Here is a 26,023-nt window from a genome sequence, read left to right on the forward strand (position 1 = left end):
AAATTGGACAGTAATAAGAACAGAGGATTTGGGGGTGCGACCTTTATTTTGTTCCTGGTGACGCTGTTTGCAGTGTTCTGGTTTACAAATCAGGCGCAGAACCGGGATCGGGAATTTACTTATCGTGAATATCAGGAGGCGCTTGAAAGTGGATCTATTCAGCGCGCAGTAATTAATCAGGACCGTTCTATCCCAACGGGACAAATCGTTTTTACGTTGGATGACGGAGAGACAAAGACATTGAACGTGTCTAATGTCAACGAAGTGCAGGAACAGTTGGAAGAAGAAAAAATTGATTTTATCGTTACAAGTGTTCCGGAAGAAAGCTGGATTACAACGATACTTCTTCCGATGGGAATTTCCATTGTAGCAGTGCTTGTTGTATTTCTGCTGATGAATCGGCAGGCAGGCGGCGGTGCGAATGCGAAAGCAATGAATTTCGGAAAGAGCCGCGCCAAAATGAGTACAGATAAAGACAGGAAAGTTAATTTTGATAAAGTTGCAGGGCTGAAAGAAGAGAAAGAAGAGCTGGAGGAGATTGTTGATTTCCTGAAGGATCCGACAAAGTACACACAGCTCGGAGCAAGAATTCCAAAAGGAGTACTTCTTGTAGGACCTCCGGGAACCGGTAAGACATTGCTTGCGAAAGCAGTTGCCGGAGAAGCGGGTGTTCCGTTCTTTAGTATTTCAGGATCTGACTTCGTAGAGATGTTTGTCGGTGTCGGAGCTTCCCGTGTCCGGGATTTATTTGAAGATGCGAAGAAAAATGCTCCGTGCATCGTGTTCATTGATGAGATTGACGCAGTTGCAAGACGGCGCGGCACCGGAATGGGCGGCGGCCATGACGAACGGGAACAGACATTGAACCAGATGCTTGTTGAGATGGACGGTTTCGGAGTAAATGAAGGTATTATTGTAATGGCGGCAACGAACCGTGTCGATATCCTCGATCCGGCGATTCTTCGTCCGGGAAGATTTGACAGAAAAGTTGTTGTAGGACGTCCGGATGTACTGGGGCGTGAGGAGATTCTGAAAGTGCATGCGAAGGGGAAACCGCTTGGAGATGATGTAGATCTGAAGCAGATTGCACAGACAACAGCAGGATTTACCGGTGCGGATCTTGAGAACCTTCTCAATGAAGCGGCAATCTATGCGGCGAAGGACAGCCGTCCGTATATTACACAGGCAGACATTCGCCATTCTTTCGTGAAGGTAGGAATCGGAGCAGAGAAGAAGAGCCGTGTGATTTCTGACAAAGAAAAGAGAATTACAGCTTACCATGAGGCAGGTCATGCGATACTATTCCATGTGCTTCCGGATGTAGGACCGGTTTACAGTGTTTCCATTATTCCGACCGGAGCAGGGGCAGCAGGATATACGATGCCGCTTCCGGAGCAGGATGAAATGTTCCTGACGAAAGGCAAAATGCTGCAGGATATTACAGTATCATTAGGCGGCCGTATTGCCGAGGAGAAGATTTTCGGCGATATTACAACGGGAGCTTCACAGGACATTAAACAGGCAACAGCGACAGCGAGAGCAATGGTAACGAAATACGGTATGTCCGAGCGACTTGGAACGATCAATTACGATGATGACAGTGACGAGGTATTTATCGGTCGGGATCTGGCACATGCGGCACGCAGTTATGGAGAGCGGATCGCAGGAGAAATCGATGCGGAAGTGAAAAATATTATTGACGGATGCTACCGGCATGCAGAACAGATTCTGGATGAGTATATGCCGGTACTTCACTCTTGTGCAGAGCTTTTGATGGAGAAAGAAAAGATTACGAGAGAAGAGTTTGAGGCATTATTTGAAACTCTGGACAGAGCAGAGGGATAGCGTATGAATAAAGAGGCACTTTACAGTGACGGAACAGGTAACTATATAAACCCGGCAGAGCCACAGGCGGATGAGATATTAACCATCCGCTTTCGTACTGCTAAGAATGATGCAGATGAAGTGTGGCTTGTGTCGGAAAAGAGCCGATACTTGATGCATAAGGAAGTAAGTAGGGGACTTTTTGATTACTATACCGTCAATTATCAGCTTGGAAAAGACCACTTCCGCTATTGTTTTGAGATTAAAAGCGGCAGTGAGCATACCTACTATCAGCAATGCGGTCCGTCAGAAAAGATTATTGATGATTATTATTTTATGATAGCGCCAGGATTTTCTACACCGGAATGGGCAAAGGGCGCTGTCATGTATCAAATCTATGTAGATCGTTTTTGTAATGGGAATCCGGATAATGACGTAGAAACCGGCGAATATATGTATCTGGGAGACAAGAGCATCCGGGTAACAGACTGGTATCAGTATCCTGCCAGCATGGATGTGAGAGAATTTTACGGGGGCGATCTGCAGGGAGTGATGAAGAAGCTTGACTATCTTCAGGAACTGGGTGTGGACGTTATTTATTTCAATCCGATTTTTGTGTCACCTTCCAATCATAAATATGATACACAGGATTATGACTATGTAGATCCGCATATTGCCGTTATTAAAAATGATGGCGGGAATCTGCTGCAAGGGTGGGAAGGAAATAACCGTTCTGCCGGGAAGTACCGTCTAAGGATAACAGATAAGGAAAATCTGGAAGCTAGCAACGAATATCTTGCAGAGCTCATCCGGGAAGTCCATAAAAGAGGAATGAAGATTATTCTGGATGGCGTATTTAACCATTGCGGCTCCTTTAATAAATGGCTTGACCGGGAATACATTTATCATAATGCAGAAGGATATGAACCGGGAGCATACATTTCTTACAAAAGTCCATACAGAAATTATTTTAACTTTTATAGCAGAGAATCTGAAAACTGGCCGGATAATGACAATTATGAAGGCTGGTGGGGGCATAACACACTTCCGAAATTAAACTATGAACAGTCGCAGGAACTGGAAGATTATATTATCAATGTCGGAAGAAAATGGGTGTCAGAACCGTTTTGTGCGGATGGCTGGCGGCTTGATGTGGCGGCAGATCTCGGTAAGACGAATGATTATAACCATGAATTTTGGAAAAAGTTCCGAAAAGCGGTCAAAGAAGCGAATCCGGAGGCGATTATTCTGGCAGAACATTACGGCGATCCACAGGAATGGCTTCAGGGAGATGAGTGGGACACTGTTATGAACTATGATGCGTTTATGGAACCGGTAACATGGTTCCTTACCGGAATGGAGAAACACAGTGATGAATTCCGCCCGGATCTTTTGAATAATTCAGATAACTTTGTCAATGTGATGAAACATCATATGAGCAGTATGATGATGCCATCCCTGATGGTGGCGATGAATCAGCTTTCCAATCATGATCATTCAAGATTTCTGACAAGAACGAATCACTGGGTAGGACGTGTACAGAATCTCGGACCGGAGGCTGCAAATAAAAATATTAATCCGGCAGTTATGCGGGAAGCAGTTGTTATGCAGATGACCTGGATCGGAGCGCCGACGCTCTATTATGGAGATGAAGCCGGGCTTTGCGGTTTTACAGACCCGGATAACCGGAGAACATATCCGTGGGGACGGGAAGATAAGCTAATGCTGGATTTCCACCGGGAAATGATCTGGATTCACAAGAATTATCCGGCTCTTACTAGCGGCTCTCTGCAAATATTGACATGGAATGAACATATTTTGTCATTTTCTAGATTTTTAGAGAACGAACAGATTATAATAGTTGTCAATAACAGCAAAAAACTACAGGAAGTGACAATTCCAGTCTGGCGGGCAGAAGTTCCGGAAAAAGGGAAAATGTACCGCTTGATGTATACTTATGACAGAGGCTATACTACAGAGTATGAGGAATATCTTGTGGAAGACGGAGAAGTTGTACTGATTATGGGAAGATATTCGGCTGCTGTTTTAAAGACAAAAGATCCGGTAACAGAGCCGTTTGTTATTGCAGAAGAATAAGAAGTTAAGGAATGAAAATACTATGGATAAATATATTGATATGCATTGTCATATTCTGCCGGGAGTAGATGATGGTGCAAAAGATCTGGAAGATACGAAAGAGATGTTAAAGATTGCTTATCAAGAAGGAATCAGAGTCATCATTGCAACGCCGCATCACCATGACCGCAGGGGGAAGGCTTCGATCGAACGGCTGCAGCGCCGTCTTCGGGAAGTAGAGGAGCTGATCGATGAGATGGGGATAGATATGGAGATCCATCTCGGAATGGAAGTATTCTTTGGGCAGGATATTCTTGAAGAACTGGGAGAAGGCATGATCGCAACAATGGGAGGATCGGAATATGTTCTGCTTGAATTCTCACCGGAAGATGATTTTGCTTATATCCAAAGAGCGGTACAGAAGGTACAGATGAAAGGATACGGTGTGATCATTGCCCATGTAGAACGTTATATGTGTCTTTTGAAAAATATTGACCATATTCGTTATCTTGTAGAGATGGGAGCCTATATCCAGGTAAATGCATCAAGTATCATTGGTGGTTTTACGGTAAAGCGTTTTATTAAAGCGATGATGAAAGAACGTCTTGTACATTTTGTAGGAACGGATGCACACAGTCCGAACCATAGAAGTCCGCTGATGCAGAAGGCAGCGGCATATGTAGAGAAGAAGCATGGTCATGATTATATGGAGCGGATTTTCTGGAAGAACGGCAACCGTGTTTTGCGAAATGAAAATATATAGAGCAAAGAAGCATATAGAGAAAGGTTAGAAAAGATGGAAAAAAACAGAGAAAACGATGAAATTACCATTGATTTATCGGAGTTATTTATGGCGTTGTGGCATAAAGCGCATATTGTCGTACTGGCGGGTATCGCTGCCGCGCTTCTTGCATTTATCGCAACAAAATTATTTATGACACCGATGTATACATCTGAAACACAGATGTATGTGCTTTCTAAGCAGGATGGTAATGCAAATGTCACTTATTCAGATCTTCAGACAGGAACACAGCTGACAAAGGACTATATGGAACTTGTAAAGACAGATCCGGTGTTGGAGAAAGTTATTTCTGAGACAGGAATTGATATGACAATTGATGAGCTGAAAGGGCATATTACTGTAACAACACCAACAGATACTCGTATTACAACGATTGCAGTAGAGAATGAAGATCCAAAGAAGGCAAAAGAAATTGCCAATTCCCTCAGAGTGGCAGTTGGAGAGCAGATTGTAGCAATTATGGCAGTAGATGCAGTTAATACAGTAGCCGAAGCAAGCCTTCCGACACATCCGTCTTCTCCGAGTACAATGAAGAATACAGCCATTGGAGGAATTCTTGGAATTCTGATTGCTATTGGTGTGATTGTTCTGATTTTTGTGCTGGATGATACGATTAAGACACCGGAAGATGTGGAATATTACTTACAGCTGAATGTACTGGCATCCCTTCCGATCAAAGAAGGTACGGCAAAAACAAAGAAATCAAAAGGCATTTCCAGAAAAAGCTATGCGAAATCATTTGGGAAACGTATGTAATAAGGATAAGGAAGGAATAGAACGATGGTTGAAGTAAAATTAACGAATATATTAGACCGGGATGATTACCGTACAAATGAAGCGTTCAAGTCTCTCCGAACGAATATTGAATTTTCAGGAGAGAATAATAAAGTAATCGCAGTTACAAGCTGTACACCGGGAGAAGGAAAGTCAACAACATCCCTCTCACTGGCTATTTCTCTTGCAGAGACTGGGAAAAAAGTACTCTTTATTGATGCCGATCTGCGTAAATCAGCTCTTGTCGGAAGATGCCGTGTGACACAGGAGATTAAAGGCTTAAGTCATTTTCTGTCAGGACAGGGAGAGTTAGGCGAAGTACTCTGCAAGACGAACGAAAAAGGACTTGGAATTATTTTTGCAGGACCGGTTCCGCCTAATCCGGCAGAGCTTCTCGGAAGTAAGAAGTTTGAAGTACTTCTCCAGGAAGCGAGAACCATTTATGATTACGTTATCATTGATACGCCGCCTCTTGGAAGCGTAATTGACAGTGCGATCGTTGCAACAGTCAGTGATGCGGCAGTTATCGTTATTGCAGCCAATACAATCAGCTATAAATTTGCCAGAGTCGTAAAAGAACAGCTTGAAAAAGCAAACTGTAAGATCCTTGGAGTTGTTTTAAACAAGGTAGATATGAAGCAGAACAAGTATTACGGAAAATACTACGGCAAATATTATGGTGCTTATGGAGATAACAAAGAATAAGTAGGAGAGAGATACTATGAAGCAAAGAGTAGTTGCATTAGTGCTGTTAGCGAGCTGTGCAGTTTTGGGGGTTGCTGCATTTTTTATATCCGGTGCAAAAGATAAAAAAGCGCCGAAGATTACAGTGAGCGAAGCTAAAGTGTCATATATTGAGGGAGACAGTCACGATAGTTTACTTGAGGGGATAAGTGCAAAAGATAATCGCGATGGCAATCTTACCGATAAAGTTTTTATTGACCGGATCATTCCAATGGCGGGAAATGAAAAAGCGATTGTCTATTATGCGGTTACAGATAAGAGTCATAACGTAGGAACAGCGAAACGAATAGTTGCATATTATAAAGATGCCGAAGCTGCTAAAAATGCAGGCGCAGAGGACAATGCAGCGGCAAAAGAAGAGCCGGCAAGTACAGAAGTCAACGCGTCCCCGGAAGCACAGGCTCCGGAAGAGAATAAAGCGCAAGCGGGAGTATATCCTCCGGATCCGCTTGATCTGAGCGCAGGCAAACCGGTTGTTCAATTAAAACAGCAGGAAGTAACAGAAGCGGTTGGAACGACAGTGAATCTAATGGATTACATTAATACAATTGCGGATACTGATACAAGCAATGAAAACCATAATTATATGTATTCCCATGTAAGTATTACGGTAAATGGAGTCCAGAATACAAGTCAGCTTACTTTAAGTCAGGCGGGAGAATATGAAATAGCATATTTTTCCGGTAATATGCACGGGGCAGTTTCAGATCCAACGGTAATGAAAATCATCGTACAGTAAGAAAGAAGGATACTTATGCGAAAACATATTGTAGGAAAACTGATCTGTGTCATTCAATTGATTTGCAGTTTGACGCTGTTTGGCGTACTTTGGACCAGTGGGATGATCCCGATGAAATATCTTGCGGCAGTTGGAATTGTGCTGCTTGTGCTGCTGGCAGTTTCTTTTGGAGTGCAGTTTGTAAAGAATAAGGCGTATATAGCCGGAATTGTTATCAGCGTGATTACCAGCCTTCTGGCATTGTTTGCAGTTTTCTGGCTGCTGAAAACAGATAATGCCATGAGAAAGGTCGGCGGTGCAACTTATAAGACGGATAATATGATTGTTGTTGTAAAGAAAGAAGATACAGCGACAGAGCTGAAAAATGCTGAGAACTACCGATTCGGTAAACAGACGGCTGCAGATCAGGACAATACACAATTGATGATCCAGAAAATCAATGAGACAGTAGGCAGAGAGATTAATGTAGCAGAATATGGTACAGTACAAGAACTGGGACAGGCGCTTTTGAACGGAGAGGTAGAAGCGGCTATCTATAATCAGGCGTTTGACAGTATTTTGGATGAACTGATTGAAGGATACAGCGATCAGGTAAAAGTGTTATATCAGTATGGAATCGACACAAAGCTCCAGGTAGAAGAACCGGAGGAAGAGCAAACGGTCGAGCCAATGAGCAAGGATACATTTAGTTTGTACATCAGCGGTATTGACGTATCAGGCCGATTACAATGACAAGCCGAAGCGATGTAAATATTATCGTGACAGTAAATACAAAGACGAAGCAGATTCTGCTGACTACAACACCGAGAGATTATTATGTACCGATTCCGAATATTTCCGGAGGACAGCGGGATAAGCTGACACATGCGGGAATTTATGGTGTGGATGCATCTATGTCTACGTTGGAATCTATTTATGGAATCGACATCAGTTATTATGCAAAAGTGAATTTCACATCATTGATCAAGATTGTTGATATTCTCGGAGGAGTGGATGTAAATTCTGAATATGCGTTTAGTGCAGGGGGCTATACGTTTAACGAAGGTAAAAACCATCTGAATGGGGATGCGGCATTGGCATTCTCAAGAGAACGTCATAGTTTTGCAGCAGGGGATAATCAGCGAGGCAGAAATCAGGAGGCTGTTCTGACAGCAATGATCAGAAAGACAATGTCTCCGGCAATTCTAAAGAATGCTAACCAGCTTCTTACAGAAGTCAGCGATAGTGTAGAGACCAATATGACGTCAAAAGAAATGGCACAGTTAATCCAGATGCAGTTAAATGACGGCGCAGAATGGAATATTGTATCAACAAATGCGATTGGTCAGGGCGGCAAAGAAGCCTGCTTCTCATCGGGTTCACAGCTGCTGTATGTGATGTGGCCGGATGAAGCTTCTGTAGCGGCAATTCAGCAGAAAATGCAGCAGGTGCTGAATGGAGAAGTCATTACGGAGTAGATTAAGAATTAAAAGAGAACAGAGGGAGATAAAGTGGAAAAGATAGTAGATTATAAGAGTAAAAAAGCAAGAGTCTTTTTGCTAATGGTATATGATGTGATAGCAATCCAGGCGTCTTGTATTCTTGCATTGCTGGCGAGATTTGATTTTTCTTATAAAATGATTGATGCGCAGTATATTAATGGGTATGCACATTATGCACTGATAAATACGATAGTGGCAATTATCATTTTTGCATTCTTCAAACTATACGACAGTTTGTGGAGCTTTGCGAGTGTGAATGAAGAAGTAAATATTGTAATGGCCTGCATTATATCGGGGGCAGCGCAGATTATTGGAATGTATTTTATGAGAATTGAAATGCCAAGAAGCTACTATCCGATCAGCACGGTTCTTTTAATGATGTTTGTTACTGTTGGTCGTTTCTTCTATCGGTTCGTAAGAGCATGGCATCAGAGAATGAAGGTAGAAGATGTGGGAGCGCCGGTAAGAACAATGGTAATTGGCGCCGGTGAAGCAGGAGCGGCTCTCGTGAAGGAGCTAAAGGGAAGCCGTTATCTGAACCGCGAAATCCCATGTATCATTGATGACACACCGCATAAGAAAGGAACTTACCTTCTTGGAGTTCCGATCATTGGCGGAAGAGAGTATATCCATGATGCAGTGGGGAAATATAATATTGAGGAAATTATCCTCGCAATCCCGTCAATGACAAATCGTCAGAAAAGGGAGATGCTTGAGATCTGTAAAGACTGCAAGTGTCGTGTATCTGTTCTTCCGGGAACATACGAACTTGTAAAAGGAGAAGTTACAGTTTCACAGTTAAGAAAAGTAGATATCAATGATCTTCTTGGGAGAGATCCGGTCAAAACAGACCTCGAGATTGTTATGAAATATGTCAAAGGAAAAGTTGTGCTTATAACCGGGGGCGGTGGATCTATCGGAAGTGAGCTTTGCCGTCAGGTCGCTGACTACGGTGCGAAACAGCTGATCATATTTGATATTTATGAGAATAATGCATATGACATTCAGTTGGAACTGAGAAAAACACATCCGGAACTGGATCTTGTTGTGCTTATTGGCTCTGTGAGAAATACGCATCGTGTGGAAGAGATTTTCAGAGATTATCGTCCGCAGATTGTATATCATGCGGCAGCGCATAAACATGTGCCGCTTATGGAGGACAGTCCAAACGAAGCAATTAAGAATAATGTATTCGGTACATATAATGTGGCAAAATGTGCAGAAGAGTATCATACCGATAAGTTTATCCTGATCTCTACAGATAAAGCGGTAAATCCAACAAATATTATGGGAGCATCAAAACGTCTCTGTGAAATGGTAATCCAGAGTTTTGCGAGAGAGTCAAGACATACACAATTCGCAGCAGTACGGTTCGGAAATGTACTTGGAAGCAATGGAAGCGTGATTCCGATTTTCCGAAAACAGATTGAAGAAGGCGGTCCGGTAACGGTAACACATCCAAATATCATCCGCTTCTTTATGACAATCCCGGAGGCAGTATCGCTTGTACTTCAGGCGGGCGCTTATGCGAAAGACGGTGAGATCTTTGTTCTGGATATGGGTGAGCCAGTGAAGATTGCTGATCTTGCGGCAAATATGATCAAGCTTTCTGGTCTGCAGCCGGATGTGGATATCGAGATCAAATACACAGGTCTCCGTCCGGGAGAGAAACTATATGAAGAACTTCTTATGAATGAAGAAGGACTGCAGAAGACAGAAAATGAACTCATCTATGTCGGTAAACCGATTGATTTCGATGAAGAGAAATTCTTTGATGAATTGAAGGAACTGAAAGACCACGCTTATGAAGATAAAGGAGATATCCGCGAGCATGTGGCGAGACTGGTTCCGACATATCATTACGAAAAAGCTGAAAAATAAATACAATATAATGAAAGATCAACCAGCCAAAGCGCGGGTTGGTCTTTTTTTCTCAAAAATTTATATATCTCTTGACATTTCTGTGTGTATCGGATATAGTAAAACCATAAAGATTAAACAATTACTTAATTGTTGAAGCGAAGAAGTATGAGAGAAAAAGGAGAAGATACCATGAAAAAAACTTACAAAATTGAAGTAGACTGTGCAAACTGTGCAAATCTGATGGAGGCAGCTACAAAGAAGACAGCCGGAGTTGCTGATGCGACAGTGAATTTTATGACACAGAAAATGATCGTTGAGTTCGAAGAAGGTGCAGAACCGAAAGCAGTTATGAAGGAAGTTCTGAAAGCTTGCAAAAAAGTTGAGTCTGATTGCGAAATTGAATTTTAAGAGACAAGATAAGGATGCACCCCGAATGTAACTTGCAAACGGGGTGCAAAAATATGATAAAAATAAGAGGAATCCGATAAATAAATTTCAGAGGAATATGAGATAAAAGGAGGGTATGCCGTTATGAATAAGAAACAGAAAAAGATGCTGACCCGTATTATCATTGCGAGTGTTATGGTAATTCTGCTGAATATCGTTCCGGTAAGGGGGCTGCTTCAGCTGTTGTTGTATTTGGCAGCATATCTGGTAATTGGATATGATATTTTGAGAAAAGCCGGAAAGGGAATCGTAAACCGGAGAGTATTTGATGAGAATTTCCTTATGGCAATTGCTACTGTTGGCGCATTTGTATTGGCAATTTATTCTGGCAGCGGAGATTATAATGAAGCGATTGCCGTTATGCTCTTCTACCAGATTGGGGAGTTATTCCAGAGTTATGCCGTAGGAAAGAGCCGCAAGAATATCAGTGCGCTAATGGATATCCGACCGGATTATGCCAATGTAGAGAGAGATGGGAAACTTGAGCAGGTAGATCCGGATGAAGTTATGGTAGACAGCGTAATTATTGTTCAGCCGGGCGAGAAAGTTCCGATTGACGGTATTGTATTAGAAGGCGCTTCCAGCTTAAATACGAGCGCGCTGACGGGAGAAAGTCTTCCAAGAGACGTAAAGTCAGGGGATGAAATTATTAGCGGATGCATTAATATGACAGGTGTGCTGAAAATTCGTACGACAAGAGAATTCGGGGAATCTACCGTTTCCAAGATTCTGGAGCTTGTTGAGAATTCCAGCTCCCGCAAGTCAAAATCCGAGAATTTTATTTCCAAATTTGCAAGAGTATATACACCGGCGGTCTGCTATGGAGCCCTTGCGCTGGCAGTCATCCCACCTTTGGTACAGATGCTTTTCCTCGGTGGATCTGCTCAGTGGAGTGATTGGATTTACCGTGCCCTTACGTTCCTTGTTATTAGCTGCCCTTGCGCCCTTGTCATCAGTATTCCGCTAAGCTTTTTCGTGGGAATCGGCGGCGCCAGCAAGGAAGGTGTTCTGATCAAAGGATCGAACTATATGGAGACATTGTCCCAGGCTGACTGCGTTGTATTTGATAAGACAGGAACACTAACACAGGGAGTATTTGAAGTAAGTGGTATCCACCACAATAAACTGGAGGATGAGAAACTGTTGGAATATGCGGCACTGGCGGAATGTGCTTCCTCGCATCCGATCAGTAAGAGTATTCAGCGGGCTTACGGCAAAGAAATTGACAGAAACCGCGTAACAGACGTCAGCGAAGTAAGCGGACATGGCATTATTGCAAAGGTAGACGGCAATGAAGTAGCGGCAGGAAATGGTAAATTAATGGATCAGCTTGGCATTGCGTATAAAGACTGCCATAAGGTCGGAACAATTATCCATATGGCGATCAATGGAGAATATGCAGGCCACATTGTAATTTCGGATGTGATAAAACCACATGCCAAAGAGGCGCTGGCAGAATTGAAAAAAGCCGGTGTGAAGAAGACCGTTATGCTGACCGGAGATGCAAAACGGGTGGCGGAAGAAGTCGCAGGAAGTCTTGGAATTGATGAAGTATACAGTGAACTGCTTCCGGGAGATAAAGTAACAAAGGTAGAAGAGCTTCTGGCTGCGAAATCCGGCAAGGAGAAACTGGCATTTGTCGGAGACGGTATCAATGATGCGCCGGTTCTGACACGGGCAGATATCGGAATTGCCATGGGAGCTATGGGATCGGATGCAGCCATTGAGGCGGCAGATGTTGTCTTAATGGACGATGATCCGATGAAGATCGCAAAAGCGATTAAAATTTCCCGCAAATGTCTTGGCATTGTATACCAGAACATTATATTTGCTCTTGTAATTAAATTTGCGTGTCTCGGTCTTGGAGCTATCGGTATTGCAAATATGTGGTTTGCGATCTTTGCAGATGTTGGTGTTATGGTCATTGCGGTTTTAAATGCAATTCGCGCTTTAAGGGTGCATTCTCTGTAAAAGTATGTTATAATGATTGAGCAAAAAATTCTGTCCGATAAAGACATAGAGATCTGGCGGCAGGAATATACAAAATGAATGTAATAGAAGACGCAGCGGTGTGAATGCCGTTGCTGTCTTTTAGTTCATAAGTTAGACAGAACTAATGAGGAGAGTGATATAATGAATTTAAGTGAATTGCAGATTGGCAGTACGGCAACGATACTGTCTGTTGGCGGTGAAGGGGCGTTACGCCAACACTTTCTTGATATGGGGTTGATCCAGGGAACGGAAGTTACGGTGATTAAATATGCGCCTATGGGAGATCCGATTGAGCTGCGGATCCATGGTTATGAGCTGACGATCCGTCTGGACGATGCGAAGAACATTGAGATCAGCGCAGCGCATGAGCCAAAGAAAGAAAGTGCACAGCCGCGGCAGACAAAGGCAGCGCGGCAGGAAACACACCATCCGGGATATGGGGAAGGCGGCAAGTTCCATAATCGAAAGGAAGAACAGCCGCTTCCGGAGAATGAGACACTGACATTCGCACTTGTGGGCAATCAGAACTGTGGAAAGACAACACTGTTCAACCAGCTGACAGGATCGAAACAGCATGTGGGAAATTTTCCGGGAGTTACAGTAGACAGAAAAGACGGAGTAATTAGAGGCTATGACAATACGTTAATTACCGACCTGCCTGGAATTTACTCCATGTCGCCATACAGCAGTGAAGAAATTGTAACGAGAGAATTCGTAATCCGGGAGAAGCCAAAAGGCATCATTAATATTGTAGATGCAACGAATATCGAGAGAAATCTTTATCTGACGATGCAGCTTCTGGAGCTTGGAATTCCGATGGTAGTGGCGCTAAACATGATGGATGAGCTTTTGATCAATGACGGATCTGTTCTTGTCAATGAAATGGAAGAAGCTCTCGGAGTTCCGGTAATTCCGATTTCAGCGGCAAAAGGAGAAGGAATTGAAGAGCTGGTGCGTCATGCAGTTCATGTTGCCAAATATCAAGAACGACCGCAGGAGATTGATTTCTGCAAGAAAGACGAAGGAATTCACCGCGGAATCCATGCGGTCATGCATTTAATTGAAGACCATGCACAGCAGGAAGAGATTCCGGTCCGGTTTGCAGCGAGCAAAATGATGGAGGGCGATGATCAGCTCGCAGAACAGTTAAAGCTTACAGAAAATGAAAAACGGCTTTTGGAGGATATTGCGAAGCAGACAGAAGAGGAGACAGGGATGGATCGTTCGGCAGCAATAGCTCAGATGCGCTTCGACTATATCGAAACTGTATGCAGTAAGACGGTTATTAAACCAAAAGAAAGCAGAGAACGTATTCGAAGCCGAAAGATCGACCGGCTTCTTACAGGCAAATATACAGGAATTCCGGCATTTGTGGCAATTATGGGACTCGTATTCTGGCTGACCTTTAATGTTATTGGAGCATTTTTGCAGGGACTGCTTGAGAGCGGAATTGAATCTTTAACAGTGCTGGCAGATCAGGCAATGGCGGCTGCAAATGTCAGTTCAGTGATTCGTTCCCTTGTGATTGACGGTATTTTTAATGGGGTTGGTGGCGTGTTAAGCTTCCTGCCGATTATTGTGACACTGTTTTTCTTCCTGTCTCTGTTAGAAGACAGCGGGTATATGGCAAGAGTTGCCTTTATCATGGATAAGCTTCTTCGGAAACTCGGTCTTTCCGGACGAAGCATTGTGCCGATGCTCATTGGATTTGGATGTACGGTGCCGGGAGTTATGGCAAGCCGTACACTGCCTTCTGAACGTGACCGAAAGATGACGATTCTTCTGACGCCATTTATGAGCTGTACGGCAAAGCTTCCGATCTATGCATTTTTCACGGCAGCATTTTTCCCGAAACACGGTGCGCTTGTGATGATCGGGCTGTATGTATTTGGAATTGTAATGGGAATTTTGATGGCATTGATCTTTAAGAAAACAGCATTTAAAGGAGAAGCAGTACCGTTCGTTATGGAGCTTCCGAACTATCGTATGCCGGGAGCGAAGAACGTGCTTCATCTGCTTTGGGATAAGGCGAGGGATTTCCTTCAGAGAGCTTTTACGGTAATCTTTCTTGCCACAATCGTAATCTGGTTCCTTCAGAACTTTGATACAGGACTTAATATGGTCTCCGATTCTCAGGATAGTATGCTGGCTCTTGCAGCAGGCGTTCTTGCGCCGGTATTTATTCCGGTTGGTTTTGGAGACTGGAGAATTGTGACAGCGCTCATCTCAGGGTTCATGGCGAAAGAGAGTGTCGTATCTTCTCTTACCGTGTTATTCGGCAGCACAGCCGCTTTGCAGAGCTCTCTTACACTTGCGGGTGCAGGAGCGCTGCTTGTGTTCTGCCTGCTTTATACGCCTTGTGTGGCAGCAATTGCATCAGTGAAACGAGAACTCGGTGGGAAATGGGCTGTCGCTATGGCAGCAGGACAGTGTGTGATTGCATGGATCGCATCCTTTGTGATCTATCATATTGCATTGCTGTTCTAATGAGTTCCGATGCAGGAAATCTCCATCATCTGTTCAATCATCCGGTGAAGTGACTGTGCTTTCTCAGACTGGCTGGCGCGGTAGTAAGTTTCTTTGCCTTCGCGTCTGGATTCAATGAGGCCGCTCGTACGCAAGAGGCGCAGATGATGGGCGACTGCCGGACTGCTCATCTCCATCATGGCAGAAATGTTGATGACACATTCTTCGCAGTGGCATAAGATCCAGAAGATCCGCACGCGGGTTGGATCGCTTAGCTGCTTGAAGACGGAAGCGACCGTCTGGAAATCATTGATATCCGGGATGTGTGTGAGAAGTTCGTCCATAGACTCTCCGTGATGATGAGGTAATGTATTGTGTTCCATAATAGTTCCTCCTTATTTTATCTAGTGTAACATAGATTGTTCATTTTAGAAATGAAAAGTTTCTTAAAAGGAAAGAACGGCAGCGGTCCTGGGACCGGCTGCCGTTTTGAGGAAATTAGGAATTTATTTCTGTAAAATATGGATGGCGAAACCACCATATTCTCCATTCAGATAGATATTTTTTAATTTGCCCGCTTCTGTGTAAGCTGCTGTATCCATCTGAAAAGAAAAGCCTTTCTCTTTCAGCTCTTCTACAGCTGCCTCCAGATCGTCGGTTTGCATAGCAATGTGTCCATTGCTTCCGAGAAACGGAGCTTTCATACATTCGAAGTACGGTCCGCCGAATTCGGATTTCTGTCCGTGGCGAGGCTCAAGATTAAACATCATGCTGAGCAGTTCAGCAAGTTTCAGCGCTTCGTCAGCATTTGGTGTGTTAATGCCAACGTGCACAAGTTCAAAATTATTTTTCATAATGAATCAACTCCTATACATTCAATGCGATCCGATACTATACCGGGAAGATCAGCAGTGATCCGGCTGTTAAAGCAAGCAGACGAATGAAGTACTGCGGGATCGTGAACTTCCAGAATTCTTTGATATTGTAATCACCAACACCCATTACCATCGCAGGCATACCGTCGATTGGGAGGAAGTGTCCGCACCATCCGGAAATAACGATTGCACAGGCAGCGGCTGTTGGATCAAATCCAAGATTTACACAAGTTGCGATTGCAAGCGGTGCAAATACATAGACAGTACCGATTGTAGAACCGGTCATTGTTGCAAGTACACTTGTCAGGACGCAGAATGCGAAGATCATGATGAATGGATTGATGTTTCCACCAAGCATTTCAGCTACTTTTGATCCGACAAGGTCTGTAAGACCTGTACTTCCGAGCGCGTCTGCAACACCGATAACACCGGCAGACATCAGGATGATCGGAGCGCTGATCGCATCGCGGATCTCTTTGAAATCCATAACGCCTGCAACGAGGATAGCGCCTACAGAAAGACCGGCGATCGCATAACCTGCATCACCGATTTTGCTCTGAAGCAGCATACCGATAACAGCTACAACGAATGCAATGTAAGTAACATTTTCTTTCCATTTTGGAAGCTTTGTTTCCAACACGCCCTGAGCTTTAGCTTCTTCTGTTGCTGCGGCGATCGGATGATCCGGCAGGTATTTGTACTGAATTACACAGTTTAATAAGAAGCCGAGAGAAAGAATCAGGTTCACGATAGCAAATTTTGCAACCGGGATATTTGCAGTGATACCGGCGCTTCCAAGTACTGCGATTACGATACCGTACTGTAAAGCAGTGTTAAATGGAACCAGCGGATGGTTAGCAGCAAATCCGGCAGTCATGATGATCTTTGACGGCGGCAGTTTCTGGCTGTATGGCAGAGTAGAGAGTAAGCCGATGGTCATTACATAGTATGCTGTGGATCCTGTACCGAATAAGCTGCATCCAAGCATAACAACGAGGATCATAAGCATGTAGGCTTTGAAGCCTCCCCGGTTCGCCATGTTAAACATGGTCTCTTTGAATTTTACAATAAAGCTTGTTTTCTGAAGCGCTGCAATGATTGCCATGAATTCAGCCAACATAATGATTGTTGAGTTAGAGAATCCGGCAAATGCAGACTTGATATCAGCAATACCGAAAATAACAAGCAGTAAACATGCCAGAAGTGGCGGTGCGCCGAATGGCAGCTTATCCTGCATGATCAAAATGATCATGAGAACGGTAATTGCGATAGCAATAATCATTTGTGTTGTCATATAGTTCTCCTCCATTCTTTAGATGATACCGTGTACAAAGTCTGCCACTTTGCACAAAACATATCTTCTTAACTTGAGTTTAGTATACAAGATGACAGAAATAGCAACAAGAAAATAAGCAGGCAGATGTGTTATAATTAGAAACACATAGAGGAAAAATATAAAATTTGCATAAAAATATGTTGAAAAATGAAACATTTACCGTCAAAAGGTTGATAAGTGTTTCGAAATAGAACATATGGTAAAAAATAATGCCGGCCTGTGGGAGTGAAGCCCCAACAGGTCGGCATTTGTGCTGCATTTTCCTTTTATTTTTTCTGTCCGTTTGTCATGCGGATCGCATAATCGATGGCATTGACGAGACTTAATTCATTGCTTGTACCTTTGCCGGCAAGAGCGAAGCCGGTGCCGTGGTCAACGCTTGTACGGATGATCGGAAGGCCGAGTGTGACATTGACGCCTTCTACCGCTTTCCATGTCTGGAGTTCGCGGTCATAAACGAAGCCCACTGTCTTCAGCGGGATATGTCCCTGATCGTGGTACATGCAGACAACGATATCGTACCATCCGCCAAGTGCTTCTGAGAAGACGCTGTCCGGCGGAATCGGTCCGACGGCATTAATGCCCTGCGCTTTTGCTGCTTCGATGGCAGGCTTAATCTCTTCGATTTCTTCTGTGCCGAAGAGACCGTTTTCACCGCAGTGCGGATTTAATCCGGCAACCGCTACTTTCGGATTTTGGATGCCCATATCTTTGCACGCCTTATCCGCGATCCGGATGACATCAAGCACACGGTCTTTCTTTACGCGGTCGCATGCCTCACGGAGGGAAACATGTGTGGAGACATGGACAACGCGCAAATCATGGTGTGCCAGCATCATCGTATATTTCTTTGTGCCGGTGTAAGTTGCGTAGATTTCTGTATGACCGTCAAAATGTGTGTGGCCGTCAGAGTTTTCGCCGTGATAAAACTCAAGGGCTTTATTCATTGCTTCTTTATTCAGGGCATTTGTACAGGTTGCGTCTACTTCGCCGTTCATTGCAAGCTCAATGACTTTGCGGACACACTGGAAAGCAGCATTTCCGCCTTCTACGCTTACCTGACCGATTGGAAATGCTTCCGTATCCGGAATTAATTCCATGTGAAGAACGTCGATCGTGCCGGGAGTGAAGAGCGCGTCGCTTACTTTCTCGCAGCGGTGGATTGTGATATCCGTCCGATTGACAAATCGTGCGGCCTGCTCGATCATTTTCATATCTCCGACAACGATCGGGCGGCAGCGGTCATAAATATCTGTATGTGCAAGTGCCTTGACGGTGATCTCAGGGCCGTTTCCGGCCGGATCTCCCATAGTAATCCCAATGATTGGTTTAACACTCATTGTAGTGTGCTCCCTTCTTTATGCAATTAGTGCATTCCTTTTGCTTCGTTTTCTTTCAGAACTTTCTTGATTGCTTCAATACCTTCTTCCGGAACCTGGTTAAATGGCGCGCGGCATGGTCCTACATTGTAGCCGAGAAGACGTGTTGCTGTCTTAACGATTGTGTTTGGATTGCCGTATTTGAAGCATGCGCGGAAGCTCTGGATGCTTTCGTTGGCAGCTTTTGCTTCTTCAATCTTACCTTCCATAAACAGGTTGTAGATAGAAGCCATTGTATGCGGGTAAACGTTAGCGCAGCCTGCAATACCGCCGGTACCGCCTGCCAGCAGTGTCCAGATGATGAGCTGGTCATTTCCGGATAATGTGTAGAACTTACCGTTTTCTTTTTTATTTCCGGCATCAATGTATCCGAGGATGTTTGTAAAGTTTCCGCTGGAATCTTTCGCACCGATAATGTTTTCAATCTGAGCCAGACGGGCTACTGTTGCAGGGGCAAGCGCGTTTCCTGTACGGGCCGGGATGTTATAAAGAACGATCGGCATATCAACAGCCTCTGCGATTGTTTTGTAATGTACATAGAGTTCTTCCTGACTTGCAGCGGCAAAGCTTGGCGTAATAATAGAAAGGACGTCAGCTCCGGCAGCCTGTGCCATTTTGCTCTGTTCGATTGTTTCTTTTGTAGAAATGCATCCGGTACCGGCATAAACCGGAACACGTCCGTTACACTGCTCGATGACTGTTTCAAGTACGAGCTGTTTTTCCTTTGCATTTAAAATATAACCTTCGCCGTTTGTTCCGAATGGGAAGAGAGCGTGAACGCCGCCTTCGATCATACGGTCAACCTGGTTGCGGAGTTCTGCGACATTAATAGATTCGTCATCATTCATTGGAGTCAGGATTGGCGGGATAATTCCTTTTAATTCGATGTTTTTCATGGTAAAATGTTCTCCTTTGTAGAAAATGTTTTATGATTGCATTTATGTTTTTATAAAATCTGTTTGTAAAGCTCTTTTGCATCGTCTGCTGTTAAGGTGCGAGGATTATTTACGAGAAGTCTCTGTACCTGCATTCCGGATTCTACAAGTGTTTCCAGATCGCTTCCCGGTACGCCGAATTCTTTCAGACTTGTCGGAATGTCCAGATGTTTTACAATCTCTTCCAGACGATTGATGATCCATGCGGATTTTTCGGCTGCAGTTTTGCATGTCTTTACTTCATCGTGGCAGCAGCGGTCATATGCAATTGCAAAACGTTCCTGACAGGCAGGTTCGTTGAAGCGCATAACCGGAGCCAGAAGGATGGCATTGGAAACGCCGTGGGCAATGTGATATTTGCCGCCAAGCGGATAGCTGAGTGCATGAACAGCAGTTGTACCGCTTGCGGTAATGGCAAGACCGCCGTAGTAAGCTGCAATCTGCATCCGGTTTTTCTCCTGCATTGCCTCCGGATCATCACAGGCTTTCTCAATATTGTTCAGGATCAGATCCAGTCCTTCCAGAGCGTACAGGTCGCTGAATGGATTTGCTTTATTGCTTGTGAAACATTCGATGCAGTGGGCAAGGGCGTCTACTCCTGTTGCAGCCGCGATGCTTCTTGGAAGATTCTTGATCATGCGTGCATCAAGGATGACATAATCCGGAATCATGTTCTCATTTACAATACCGACTTTCAGTTCCTTCTCCGGTACGGCAACGATGGCATTCGGAGTTACTTCCGCTCCGGTTCCGGCTGTTGTCGGGATCAGAATGGCAGGTACGCATTTCTTAGCGCGTCCCGGATCGTCCAGAAGCTCTTTGACGCCGTACTCATCTGTCACAAGTACGCTGGCAAGCTTTGCTGCGTCCATAACGCTTCCGCCGCCGCAGGCGATAATCATATCTGCGCCGCTTTCTTTGAACTGGTCAACAAGCTTTTGCACAGCCATGTAGCTTGGTTCTGCCGGAAGATCGTCAAGCACATAGTAATCGGCTCCGGAAGCCTTCACTGCTTCTTCCGGAAGTGTGAACAGTCCGGCTGCTTCGATCCCTTTGTCAGTAAAGATTGCCACATGTTTAGAGCCGCGGGCTTTCAGGATCGCTGTAATATTGTCTATAGCATTTTCTCCGCCGTAAACAGCGTGCGGCATCTTCAGGTTATATGTTGTCAGCATAATTTCAAACACTCCTTTTTATGAAAAATGAATTTCTAATGGCTCTGTGCGGCTGTCGGGTTGTAAAGTCCTACACGTTCGCGTTTCTCACCGAGTACGTCTTCCTCACGGAAGCACATATATTTTACACCGAGACGTGTGCGTGCGGCATAAGCAAGGTGGATCATGCCGTCGCGTGTCTGCATAATGTAAGGATATTCATACTGTTTATTGTTTGTTTTATTTTCTTCTCCGATAAATCCTTCTCCGCGCTCCATCCAGCGAATGATCGGGAAGGTAAGTCCGCCGTCTTCGGAAAGGGCTACGGCAACCGGGCAGCGAAGTCCCGGCCATGCAGCTTTGCCAGGCTGCGGATCCGGTGTACAGGTTGGATTATAGGCAATGGCAATCCGTCCGCTCTGAAGCTTGATGGCGCTGATGCTTGAGTTATTATTCGGAAGCGGTGTCGGCTTTGGAACACTCCATGTATCGCCGTAATCAAAGGATTCGCTTCTGTGGATGCGGTATGCTTCACGGTTTCTCATAAATGCCACAAGATGTCCCGGTTCAAGCTCTACCACATTGGCGTGCACATGTCCGTTGCTCTCTGGCATCATGACCATGCGCCATGTTTTGCCGCCGTCATCGGAGATACGGAAGGCGCTTGGATCTCCGGAGAGTCCATCTTCGGAATCGGTACAGATCCAGTTGGAGAAGATCCAGCGTCCATTAGAAAGAATCTGGATCGGCTGGCGGCAGAAAGTACCTTCTTCCGGGAACATTGTTTCATATTCGCCCCAGGTGCGTCCGCCGTCGGTACTTTTCTGACAGCGCACAACAGAAGTAAACTGCATATTGTCTTTGCCTTCCTGGCGGTCAAGCTGAGCAGTGTACATAGCCCACACAGCATCGTCAGGGCCGTAAAACAGTGACGGGTTCTGTTCACTTCTTGTCGGATCGCCGGAAATGTCAACCGGAGGAAGCCATTTATCGGTTCCGTTTGGCAGAAGAGAGCAGATGATATGAATGTCTGCGCTTCCCTCATAAGTACCTGCAAACCAGCAACAGAGCAGATCGCCGTTTGGCAGTTCCACCATTGCCGGCGCGTGGGCAGTCGGATATCCGCCTGTTGGAAGAAGTGCTTCGTATGTGCCCATTTCTTCATTTTCGTAAATTTGTCCGTCCCAGGTCAATCCTGCAGTTTTTTTGTATGTCATTAGTTTCCTCCTATTCTGTCGGCAAGTGTGATCAGAAGATCTTCCTGACCGAAACCGCCTGATTTTGTGATGACATGGCGTGAGCAGCCGTGGTAAGTAAACTGTGCGAGTACAACGCCTTTGGCAAGCTCGCAGATTGGTTCAAGTTCGCTGACGCCAATGCAGTTCATGCACTGCAGGAGCGTATCTCCGCCGGTCAGCAGCAGCGTGCCGAGAGACGGGCTTGTGAAAATCTCTCCGACAAGCGCTCCGAGACTTCCGGCAATCCGGACACGGACTGTTTCCAGATCCATATCGTGAGCAGCCGCGTAATCGGCAGTCAGCTGATTTCCGCCCGGATCGTTTGTTTCGATAATACAGTGAGGATTCTTCTTCAGCATAGATTCAATCTGTTTCAAATGTTCTGTGCCGTCAGAGCTTTTCCAGTAACCGGATGTGAGTTTTTGCTCCGGCGTCAGGCGAAGTCTGGAGAATCCGGCCTGTTCTGCCATGTCCAGCTGTGCGAGTGTGATTGGATTGACGCTTCCGCATACGACAAGAAGGCGTTCGTCCAGCTTCGGAAAGGTGCGTTTCGTATCCGGAGTAATATTCAGAAGTTCCGGAAGAGATGCGCCGAAACCGGCACAGCCTGCCATAATCTGAAGTGTGTTTTGCCGGAACAGAGCTTTTCCCGTGGCAGTCAGTTCTTTGATATGTTCTGCATCGAAGACGAGAATCCCATCTGTCTTGGGAACCGGATCGGTCTCATTTAACGCCGGGAAACTGTGTGCCGGACAGTCGGTCTGTTCTGCAATCAGCTCTGTGATAACGGAATGTCTTACCGGTTCAAATGGATCGATACCAAAAGGACTTTCTGTTACAGGAACACCGTCGATATAATGGACGCCGTTCTTTGTAATACGATTCAACTGTGGAAATGCCGGAAGGAACGGAAGCTGTCTGCATCCGCTTGCATCCAGAAGCGCGGCAAGCTCAGCTCCGATATTTCCGCGCAGTGCAGAATCTGTTTTCTTATAAATATAGTGGATATCTGTCTTCAGACAGCGTTTTGTCAGTTGATATACAATGTCATATGCTTTGTCAGCCGGCAAATGTCTTGTCTCTGTATCGATGACAAGCACTTCTGCGTTCTGAGAAGCAAAATCAATTTCCGTATCTACGACAACCTGGGTTCGGATTCCGCGGGCAGCGAACTGTACTCCGGTATCAAGTGCGCCGGTAAAATCGTCCGCGATAATCAAAAGAAGGCTCATGGTCTTCCCCCTCCTCTCTTTCGTTACTGTTATTATGACGAATTTTAGGAAACTTCGCACGGGAAAAACAGAAGAAAGACGTTCCAATTTAGAACGAATTTAAAATAATACTGAAATAATGATGAAAATGTTTTAAAATGAAACACATAAAACGTGCAATTTGTATAATCATCTGATATAATGGTAACAAAACGAAACGGAGGGATTGATTTTGGTCAACACACATACACGAATTCTTGGAATTGCACCTTATGAAGGAATGCGTACCGTTATGGAACGTACTGCAGAAGCGTATCCGAACGTACAGCTTGATGTTTATACGGGAGATCTTGAGGTAGGAGCAGCCATTGTGCAGCATGTTCCGATGAACTCTTATGACTGTATTATTTCCAGAGGAGGAACTGCAACGATGATACGGCAGATGACAGAGCTTCCGGTTGTAGAGATTCCGCTTTCCGTCTATGATGTGCTAAGTGCGATGAAGCTTGCTGAGAATTATTCCAGGCGTTATGCCATTGTCGGGTTCTCAAGCATTACAGAGCCGGCGCATACGCTCTGTGATCTTCTGGATTATCACTTGACAATCCTTACGGTAGAACATGCCGATGAAGTTCCGGAACTTCTGAAGCATCTGAAACAGGAAGGCTACCACATGGTTGTCTGCGATATGGTAACCCACAGAATTGCGCGTCAGATGGGGATGGATGCATTTCTCATTACGTCGGGTGTGGAAAGTATGCATGCTGCCTTTGACCAGGCGATCAATATCAGTCAGTGGTTCGGGCGGGTACGGCAGGAAAATATGTTTCTTAGAAGTATCACAAAAGATCAGAATGGACGTGTTGTCGTACTTCAGCAAGACGGAAGGATCTTCTACAGCAGTCCGACAGAACCGTCTTCCGGTCTGGTAGAGACTTTGAAATCCCATCTGCGGGAAGTGCCGCCAAACAGTTCACTGAAATTTTATTATACCGAGCGGGATCAGCTATACCGGATTACGGGACAGACATTGCTAATGGATGAGAAGCGTTACTGCCTGTTTTACTGTGTTCCTTCCAGGATTTCCATGCACTCCAGCTGGGGGAAGGGTATCCGGTCTATGAATAAAGGAGAATGTGAATACTTATTTACAACAAGCTTTTACAATACAAGCGGCGCCATGGGGACGATGGATGAAGAAATCTTAAAACTGGCGGAAGTGCGCCAGCCGGTTATGATCCGGGGCGAGGCGGGAACTGGCAAAGAACAGATTGCATGGTTTCTTTATCTGCACAGTTCACGAGTCAACAAACCATTTGTCCTTGTGAATTGTGAACTGGTCAATGAAAAGGGATGGGATTTTCTCTTATGGCACGATAATTCGCCGTTAAATGCTACAGGCAATACAATCTATTTTCAGAATTTCGAGATGCTGGAAGAGGAAACAGCAAAAGAGCTGCTTTCCGTGATCCATGAGACCGGGCTTGCCAGAAGGGTGAGACTGATCTTCTCTTATGTCTGTCCGGACGGCGAGCCGGAGCCGGAGCGTATGAGAAAATTCCAGTCAAAGCTTGGGTGTCTGATGCTGAATCTGCCGTCACTTCGCAGTCGGGCGGATGAGATTTCTTCCCTTGCCAGCGTCTATCTCAGCAGTCTGACAGTAGAGTTGGGAAAACAGATATCCGGATTTGAACCGCGGGCGATCGAAATGCTGCGCCGTTATGACTGGCCAAATAACTATACACAATTTAAGTACATTCTCCGCACCCTTGCAACAACGGCAACTTCCAGCTATATTAGAAGCAATGCGGTTGCAGAACTTCTTGCGAAAGAGCGTCCGGTAAAAAAGAATTTCACACCCAATAAGCCGTCTGCCAATACAGAAGTGACGTTGGAGGAAATCATTCATGATGTGGTAGAGCAGTCTGTAGCGGCGCACGGCGGAAACCGTGCAGCGGCAGCGCGCCAGCTTGGGATCAGCAGGACAACACTGTGGCGCTATCTTAGTAAAAACGAAGATAAAGGAGAAGCGTAATGATAGAATACAGAGTCATAAAAGAAGAGGAACTTACAAAAGAATTATTTAAAGATTTTATCCGGCATCAGGTTGTAAATGACTGTTGGCGCCGGGAGGAAGGAAAGTGGGTAATAAAGCCGGATCCGTTTATTGATGACTGGACACCGCAAGAGTACGAATTTCTTGTTACCTGCTTAAAGAATACCATTCGAACAGGAGGATTTGTGTACGGAGCATTTTCAGATGGAAAGCTAAAAGGCTTCACATCTGTGGAGGCAGAGATCTTCGGAGGCGAGAACAGATATGCAGATCTAACGTGCATTCATGTATCAGAAGATATGCGCGGAATGGGAATCGGCCGGGAATTATTTCAGGCAGACCGGCAATGGGCAAAGGAACACGGAGCAAAGAAGCTTTATATTTCAGCTCATTCCGCTGTGGAAACCCAGGCATTTTATAAGAAAATGGGATGTGCAGAGGCAAAAGAATACCGTCAGGAACATGTGGAGCAGGAGCCATATGACTGCCAGCTGGAATGTGAAGTATAAAGAACAGAAAATGCAGGGCAACCGCATAAAAAATAGTTAATACAAAAATCATCACTTTTCTTGTATACTAAAAGAAAAGTGGTGATTTTTATGTTGCAAATGAAAATGTATTTTTCAGATTT

22 protein-coding genes are annotated in these 26,023 nt (G+C 44.9%); 14 read left to right on the forward strand and 8 right to left on the reverse strand.

All coding sequences use genetic code 11. From position 1 onward, the window contains the following. Nucleotides 1–3: 3 nt before the first annotated feature. The 12 genes from ftsH (at nt 4) to feoB (ending at nt 15,229) form a co-directional block, all read left to right on the forward strand. The gene (gene ftsH, locus DWX73_RS05865; protein WP_118347770.1) at nt 4–1,845 is read left to right on the forward strand and encodes an ATP-dependent zinc metalloprotease FtsH; all 1,842 of its coding nucleotides are present in this window, start codon (nt 4–6) and stop codon (nt 1,843–1,845) included. A 3-nt stretch (nt 1,846–1,848) separates the two neighbouring features. Beyond that, nucleotides 1,849–3,921, forward strand: a complete 2,073-nt coding sequence (locus tag DWX73_RS05870) for a glycoside hydrolase family 13 protein (protein WP_118347772.1) — start codon at nt 1,849–1,851, stop codon at nt 3,919–3,921. Between the two features lie 22 nt (nt 3,922–3,943). Beyond that, a complete protein-coding gene (locus DWX73_RS05875) occupies nt 3,944–4,663 on the forward strand; it encodes a CpsB/CapC family capsule biosynthesis tyrosine phosphatase (protein WP_118347774.1) in 720 nt (239 codons plus the stop codon). Nucleotides 4,664–4,696: 33 nt separating this feature from the next. Next, nucleotides 4,697–5,458: a YveK family protein gene (locus DWX73_RS05880; protein ID WP_118347776.1), complete on the forward strand. Its 762-nt coding sequence runs from the start codon at nt 4,697–4,699 to the stop codon at nt 5,456–5,458. A gap of 24 nt (nt 5,459–5,482) precedes the next feature. Further along, nucleotides 5,483–6,181, forward strand: a complete 699-nt coding sequence (locus tag DWX73_RS05885; RefSeq protein WP_118347778.1) for a polysaccharide biosynthesis tyrosine autokinase — start codon at nt 5,483–5,485, stop codon at nt 6,179–6,181. Between the two features lie 16 nt (nt 6,182–6,197). Further along, entirely contained in the window at nt 6,198–6,959 is a 762-nt protein-coding gene (locus tag DWX73_RS05890) for a hypothetical protein (protein WP_118347780.1), read from the forward strand. A gap of 15 nt (nt 6,960–6,974) precedes the next feature. After that, nucleotides 6,975–7,691 (forward strand): hypothetical protein, encoded by a 717-nt coding sequence (locus tag DWX73_RS13910; protein WP_242996648.1) that lies wholly within the window; start codon nt 6,975–6,977, stop codon nt 7,689–7,691. Then, nucleotides 7,688–8,416 (forward strand): LCP family protein, encoded by a 729-nt coding sequence (locus DWX73_RS13915; RefSeq protein ID WP_242996650.1) that lies wholly within the window; start codon nt 7,688–7,690, stop codon nt 8,414–8,416. Before DWX73_RS13910 ends, DWX73_RS13915 begins: the two co-directional genes overlap by 4 nt. A gap of 84 nt (nt 8,417–8,500) precedes the next feature. After that, the gene (locus tag DWX73_RS05900; protein ID WP_118347808.1) at nt 8,501–10,321 is read left to right on the forward strand and encodes a nucleoside-diphosphate sugar epimerase/dehydratase; all 1,821 of its coding nucleotides are present in this window, start codon (nt 8,501–8,503) and stop codon (nt 10,319–10,321) included. Nucleotides 10,322–10,492: 171 nt separating this feature from the next. Beyond that, nucleotides 10,493–10,711: a cation transporter gene (locus tag DWX73_RS05905; RefSeq protein ID WP_118347782.1), complete on the forward strand. Its 219-nt coding sequence runs from the start codon at nt 10,493–10,495 to the stop codon at nt 10,709–10,711. Between the two features lie 123 nt (nt 10,712–10,834). After that, nucleotides 10,835–12,721 carry a heavy metal translocating P-type ATPase gene (locus tag DWX73_RS05910; protein WP_118347784.1) on the forward strand — a complete coding sequence of 629 codons (1,887 nt, stop codon included), beginning with the start codon at nt 10,835–10,837 and terminating at the stop codon, nt 12,719–12,721. Nucleotides 12,722–12,883: 162 nt separating this feature from the next. Continuing rightward, the gene (gene feoB, locus DWX73_RS05915) at nt 12,884–15,229 is read left to right on the forward strand and encodes a ferrous iron transport protein B (protein ID WP_118347786.1); all 2,346 of its coding nucleotides are present in this window, start codon (nt 12,884–12,886) and stop codon (nt 15,227–15,229) included. Here the strand turns inward: feoB and DWX73_RS05920 are convergent. The 8 genes from DWX73_RS05920 to DWX73_RS05955 all read right to left on the reverse strand — a co-directional run bounded on the left by DWX73_RS05920 (nt 15,226) and on the right by DWX73_RS05955 (nt 23,357). Beyond that, nucleotides 15,226–15,591: an ArsR/SmtB family transcription factor gene (locus DWX73_RS05920; protein ID WP_118347788.1), complete on the reverse strand. Its 366-nt coding sequence runs from the start codon at nt 15,589–15,591 to the stop codon at nt 15,226–15,228. The genes feoB and DWX73_RS05920 overlap by 4 nt on opposite strands. Before the next feature lie 123 nt (nt 15,592–15,714). Then, the gene (locus tag DWX73_RS05925) at nt 15,715–16,062 is read right to left on the reverse strand and encodes a VOC family protein (protein ID WP_118347790.1); all 348 of its coding nucleotides are present in this window, start codon (nt 16,060–16,062) and stop codon (nt 15,715–15,717) included. 37 nt (nt 16,063–16,099) lie between these two features. Beyond that, a complete protein-coding gene (locus DWX73_RS05930) occupies nt 16,100–17,377 on the reverse strand; it encodes an SLC13 family permease (RefSeq protein ID WP_118347792.1) in 1,278 nt (425 codons plus the stop codon). Between the two features lie 308 nt (nt 17,378–17,685). Beyond that, nucleotides 17,686–18,759, reverse strand: a complete 1,074-nt coding sequence (gene pdxA / locus DWX73_RS05935) for a 4-hydroxythreonine-4-phosphate dehydrogenase PdxA (RefSeq protein ID WP_118347794.1) — start codon at nt 18,757–18,759, stop codon at nt 17,686–17,688. Nucleotides 18,760–18,785: 26 nt separating this feature from the next. Continuing rightward, complete coding sequence (gene dapA, locus DWX73_RS05940) at nt 18,786–19,694, reverse strand: 4-hydroxy-tetrahydrodipicolinate synthase (protein ID WP_118347796.1); 909 nt, start codon at nt 19,692–19,694, stop codon at nt 18,786–18,788. Between the two features lie 50 nt (nt 19,695–19,744). Next, complete coding sequence (locus DWX73_RS05945; RefSeq protein ID WP_118347798.1) at nt 19,745–20,908, reverse strand: iron-containing alcohol dehydrogenase; 1,164 nt, start codon at nt 20,906–20,908, stop codon at nt 19,745–19,747. A gap of 35 nt (nt 20,909–20,943) precedes the next feature. Further along, nucleotides 20,944–22,104 carry a sialidase family protein gene (locus DWX73_RS05950; protein ID WP_118347800.1) on the reverse strand — a complete coding sequence of 387 codons (1,161 nt, stop codon included), beginning with the start codon at nt 22,102–22,104 and terminating at the stop codon, nt 20,944–20,946. Then, the gene (locus DWX73_RS05955; RefSeq protein ID WP_118347802.1) at nt 22,104–23,357 is read right to left on the reverse strand and encodes a four-carbon acid sugar kinase family protein; all 1,254 of its coding nucleotides are present in this window, start codon (nt 23,355–23,357) and stop codon (nt 22,104–22,106) included. The genes DWX73_RS05950 and DWX73_RS05955 overlap by 1 nt, the downstream gene beginning before the upstream one ends. A 211-nt stretch (nt 23,358–23,568) precedes the next feature. Here DWX73_RS05955 and DWX73_RS05960 point away from each other — a divergent pair, with 211 nt between their 5' ends. Together DWX73_RS05960 and DWX73_RS05965 are read left to right on the forward strand one after the other, a co-directional pair. After that, on the forward strand, nt 23,569–25,371 hold the full coding sequence (locus DWX73_RS05960; RefSeq protein WP_118347804.1) for a sigma-54-dependent transcriptional regulator: 1,803 nt from the start codon (nt 23,569–23,571) through the stop codon (nt 25,369–25,371). Next, nucleotides 25,371–25,901 (forward strand): GNAT family N-acetyltransferase, encoded by a 531-nt coding sequence (locus DWX73_RS05965; RefSeq protein ID WP_118347806.1) that lies wholly within the window; start codon nt 25,371–25,373, stop codon nt 25,899–25,901. Before DWX73_RS05960 ends, DWX73_RS05965 begins: the two co-directional genes overlap by 1 nt. Nucleotides 25,902–26,023: the final 122 nt, after the last annotated feature.

It is taken from the genome of Coprococcus sp. AF21-14LB, assembly GCF_003458885.1.
In the GTDB taxonomy this organism is placed as follows: Bacteria; Bacillota; Clostridia; order Lachnospirales; family Lachnospiraceae; genus UBA9414.

What these genes read in the sequence shown, in the direction of transcription:
- DWX73_RS05910 (WP_118347784.1), top strand. Translation starts at nt 10,835, where the DNA reads ATGAATAAGAAACAGAAAAAGATGCTGACCCGTATTATCATTGCGAGT.
- pdxA (WP_118347794.1), bottom strand. Translation starts at nt 18,759, where the DNA reads ATGAGTGTTAAACCAATCATTGGGATTACTATGGGAGATCCGGCCGGA.
- DWX73_RS05950 (WP_118347800.1), bottom strand. Translation starts at nt 22,104, where the DNA reads ATGACATACAAAAAAACTGCAGGATTGACCTGGGACGGACAAATTTAC.
- dapA (WP_118347796.1), bottom strand. Translation starts at nt 19,694, where the DNA reads ATGAAAAACATCGAATTAAAAGGAATTATCCCGCCAATCCTGACTCCA.
- DWX73_RS05900 (WP_118347808.1), top strand. Translation starts at nt 8,501, where the DNA reads ATGGTATATGATGTGATAGCAATCCAGGCGTCTTGTATTCTTGCATTG.
- DWX73_RS13910 (WP_242996648.1), top strand. Translation starts at nt 6,975, where the DNA reads ATGCGAAAACATATTGTAGGAAAACTGATCTGTGTCATTCAATTGATT.
- DWX73_RS05890 (WP_118347780.1), top strand. Translation starts at nt 6,198, where the DNA reads ATGAAGCAAAGAGTAGTTGCATTAGTGCTGTTAGCGAGCTGTGCAGTT.
- DWX73_RS05945 (WP_118347798.1), bottom strand. Translation starts at nt 20,908, where the DNA reads ATGCTGACAACATATAACCTGAAGATGCCGCACGCTGTTTACGGCGGA.
- DWX73_RS05955 (WP_118347802.1), bottom strand. Translation starts at nt 23,357, where the DNA reads ATGAGCCTTCTTTTGATTATCGCGGACGATTTTACCGGCGCACTTGAT.
- DWX73_RS05870 (WP_118347772.1), top strand. Translation starts at nt 1,849, where the DNA reads ATGAATAAAGAGGCACTTTACAGTGACGGAACAGGTAACTATATAAAC.
- DWX73_RS05930 (WP_118347792.1), bottom strand. Translation starts at nt 17,377, where the DNA reads ATGACAACACAAATGATTATTGCTATCGCAATTACCGTTCTCATGATC.
- DWX73_RS05885 (WP_118347778.1), top strand. Translation starts at nt 5,483, where the DNA reads ATGGTTGAAGTAAAATTAACGAATATATTAGACCGGGATGATTACCGT.
- feoB (WP_118347786.1), top strand. Translation starts at nt 12,884, where the DNA reads ATGAATTTAAGTGAATTGCAGATTGGCAGTACGGCAACGATACTGTCT.
- DWX73_RS05880 (WP_118347776.1), top strand. Translation starts at nt 4,697, where the DNA reads ATGGAAAAAAACAGAGAAAACGATGAAATTACCATTGATTTATCGGAG.
- DWX73_RS05875 (WP_118347774.1), top strand. Translation starts at nt 3,944, where the DNA reads ATGGATAAATATATTGATATGCATTGTCATATTCTGCCGGGAGTAGAT.
- DWX73_RS05920 (WP_118347788.1), bottom strand. Translation starts at nt 15,591, where the DNA reads ATGGAACACAATACATTACCTCATCATCACGGAGAGTCTATGGACGAA.
- DWX73_RS05965 (WP_118347806.1), top strand. Translation starts at nt 25,371, where the DNA reads ATGATAGAATACAGAGTCATAAAAGAAGAGGAACTTACAAAAGAATTA.
- DWX73_RS05925 (WP_118347790.1), bottom strand. Translation starts at nt 16,062, where the DNA reads ATGAAAAATAATTTTGAACTTGTGCACGTTGGCATTAACACACCAAAT.
- DWX73_RS05905 (WP_118347782.1), top strand. Translation starts at nt 10,493, where the DNA reads ATGAAAAAAACTTACAAAATTGAAGTAGACTGTGCAAACTGTGCAAAT.
- DWX73_RS13915 (WP_242996650.1), top strand. Translation starts at nt 7,688, where the DNA reads ATGACAAGCCGAAGCGATGTAAATATTATCGTGACAGTAAATACAAAG.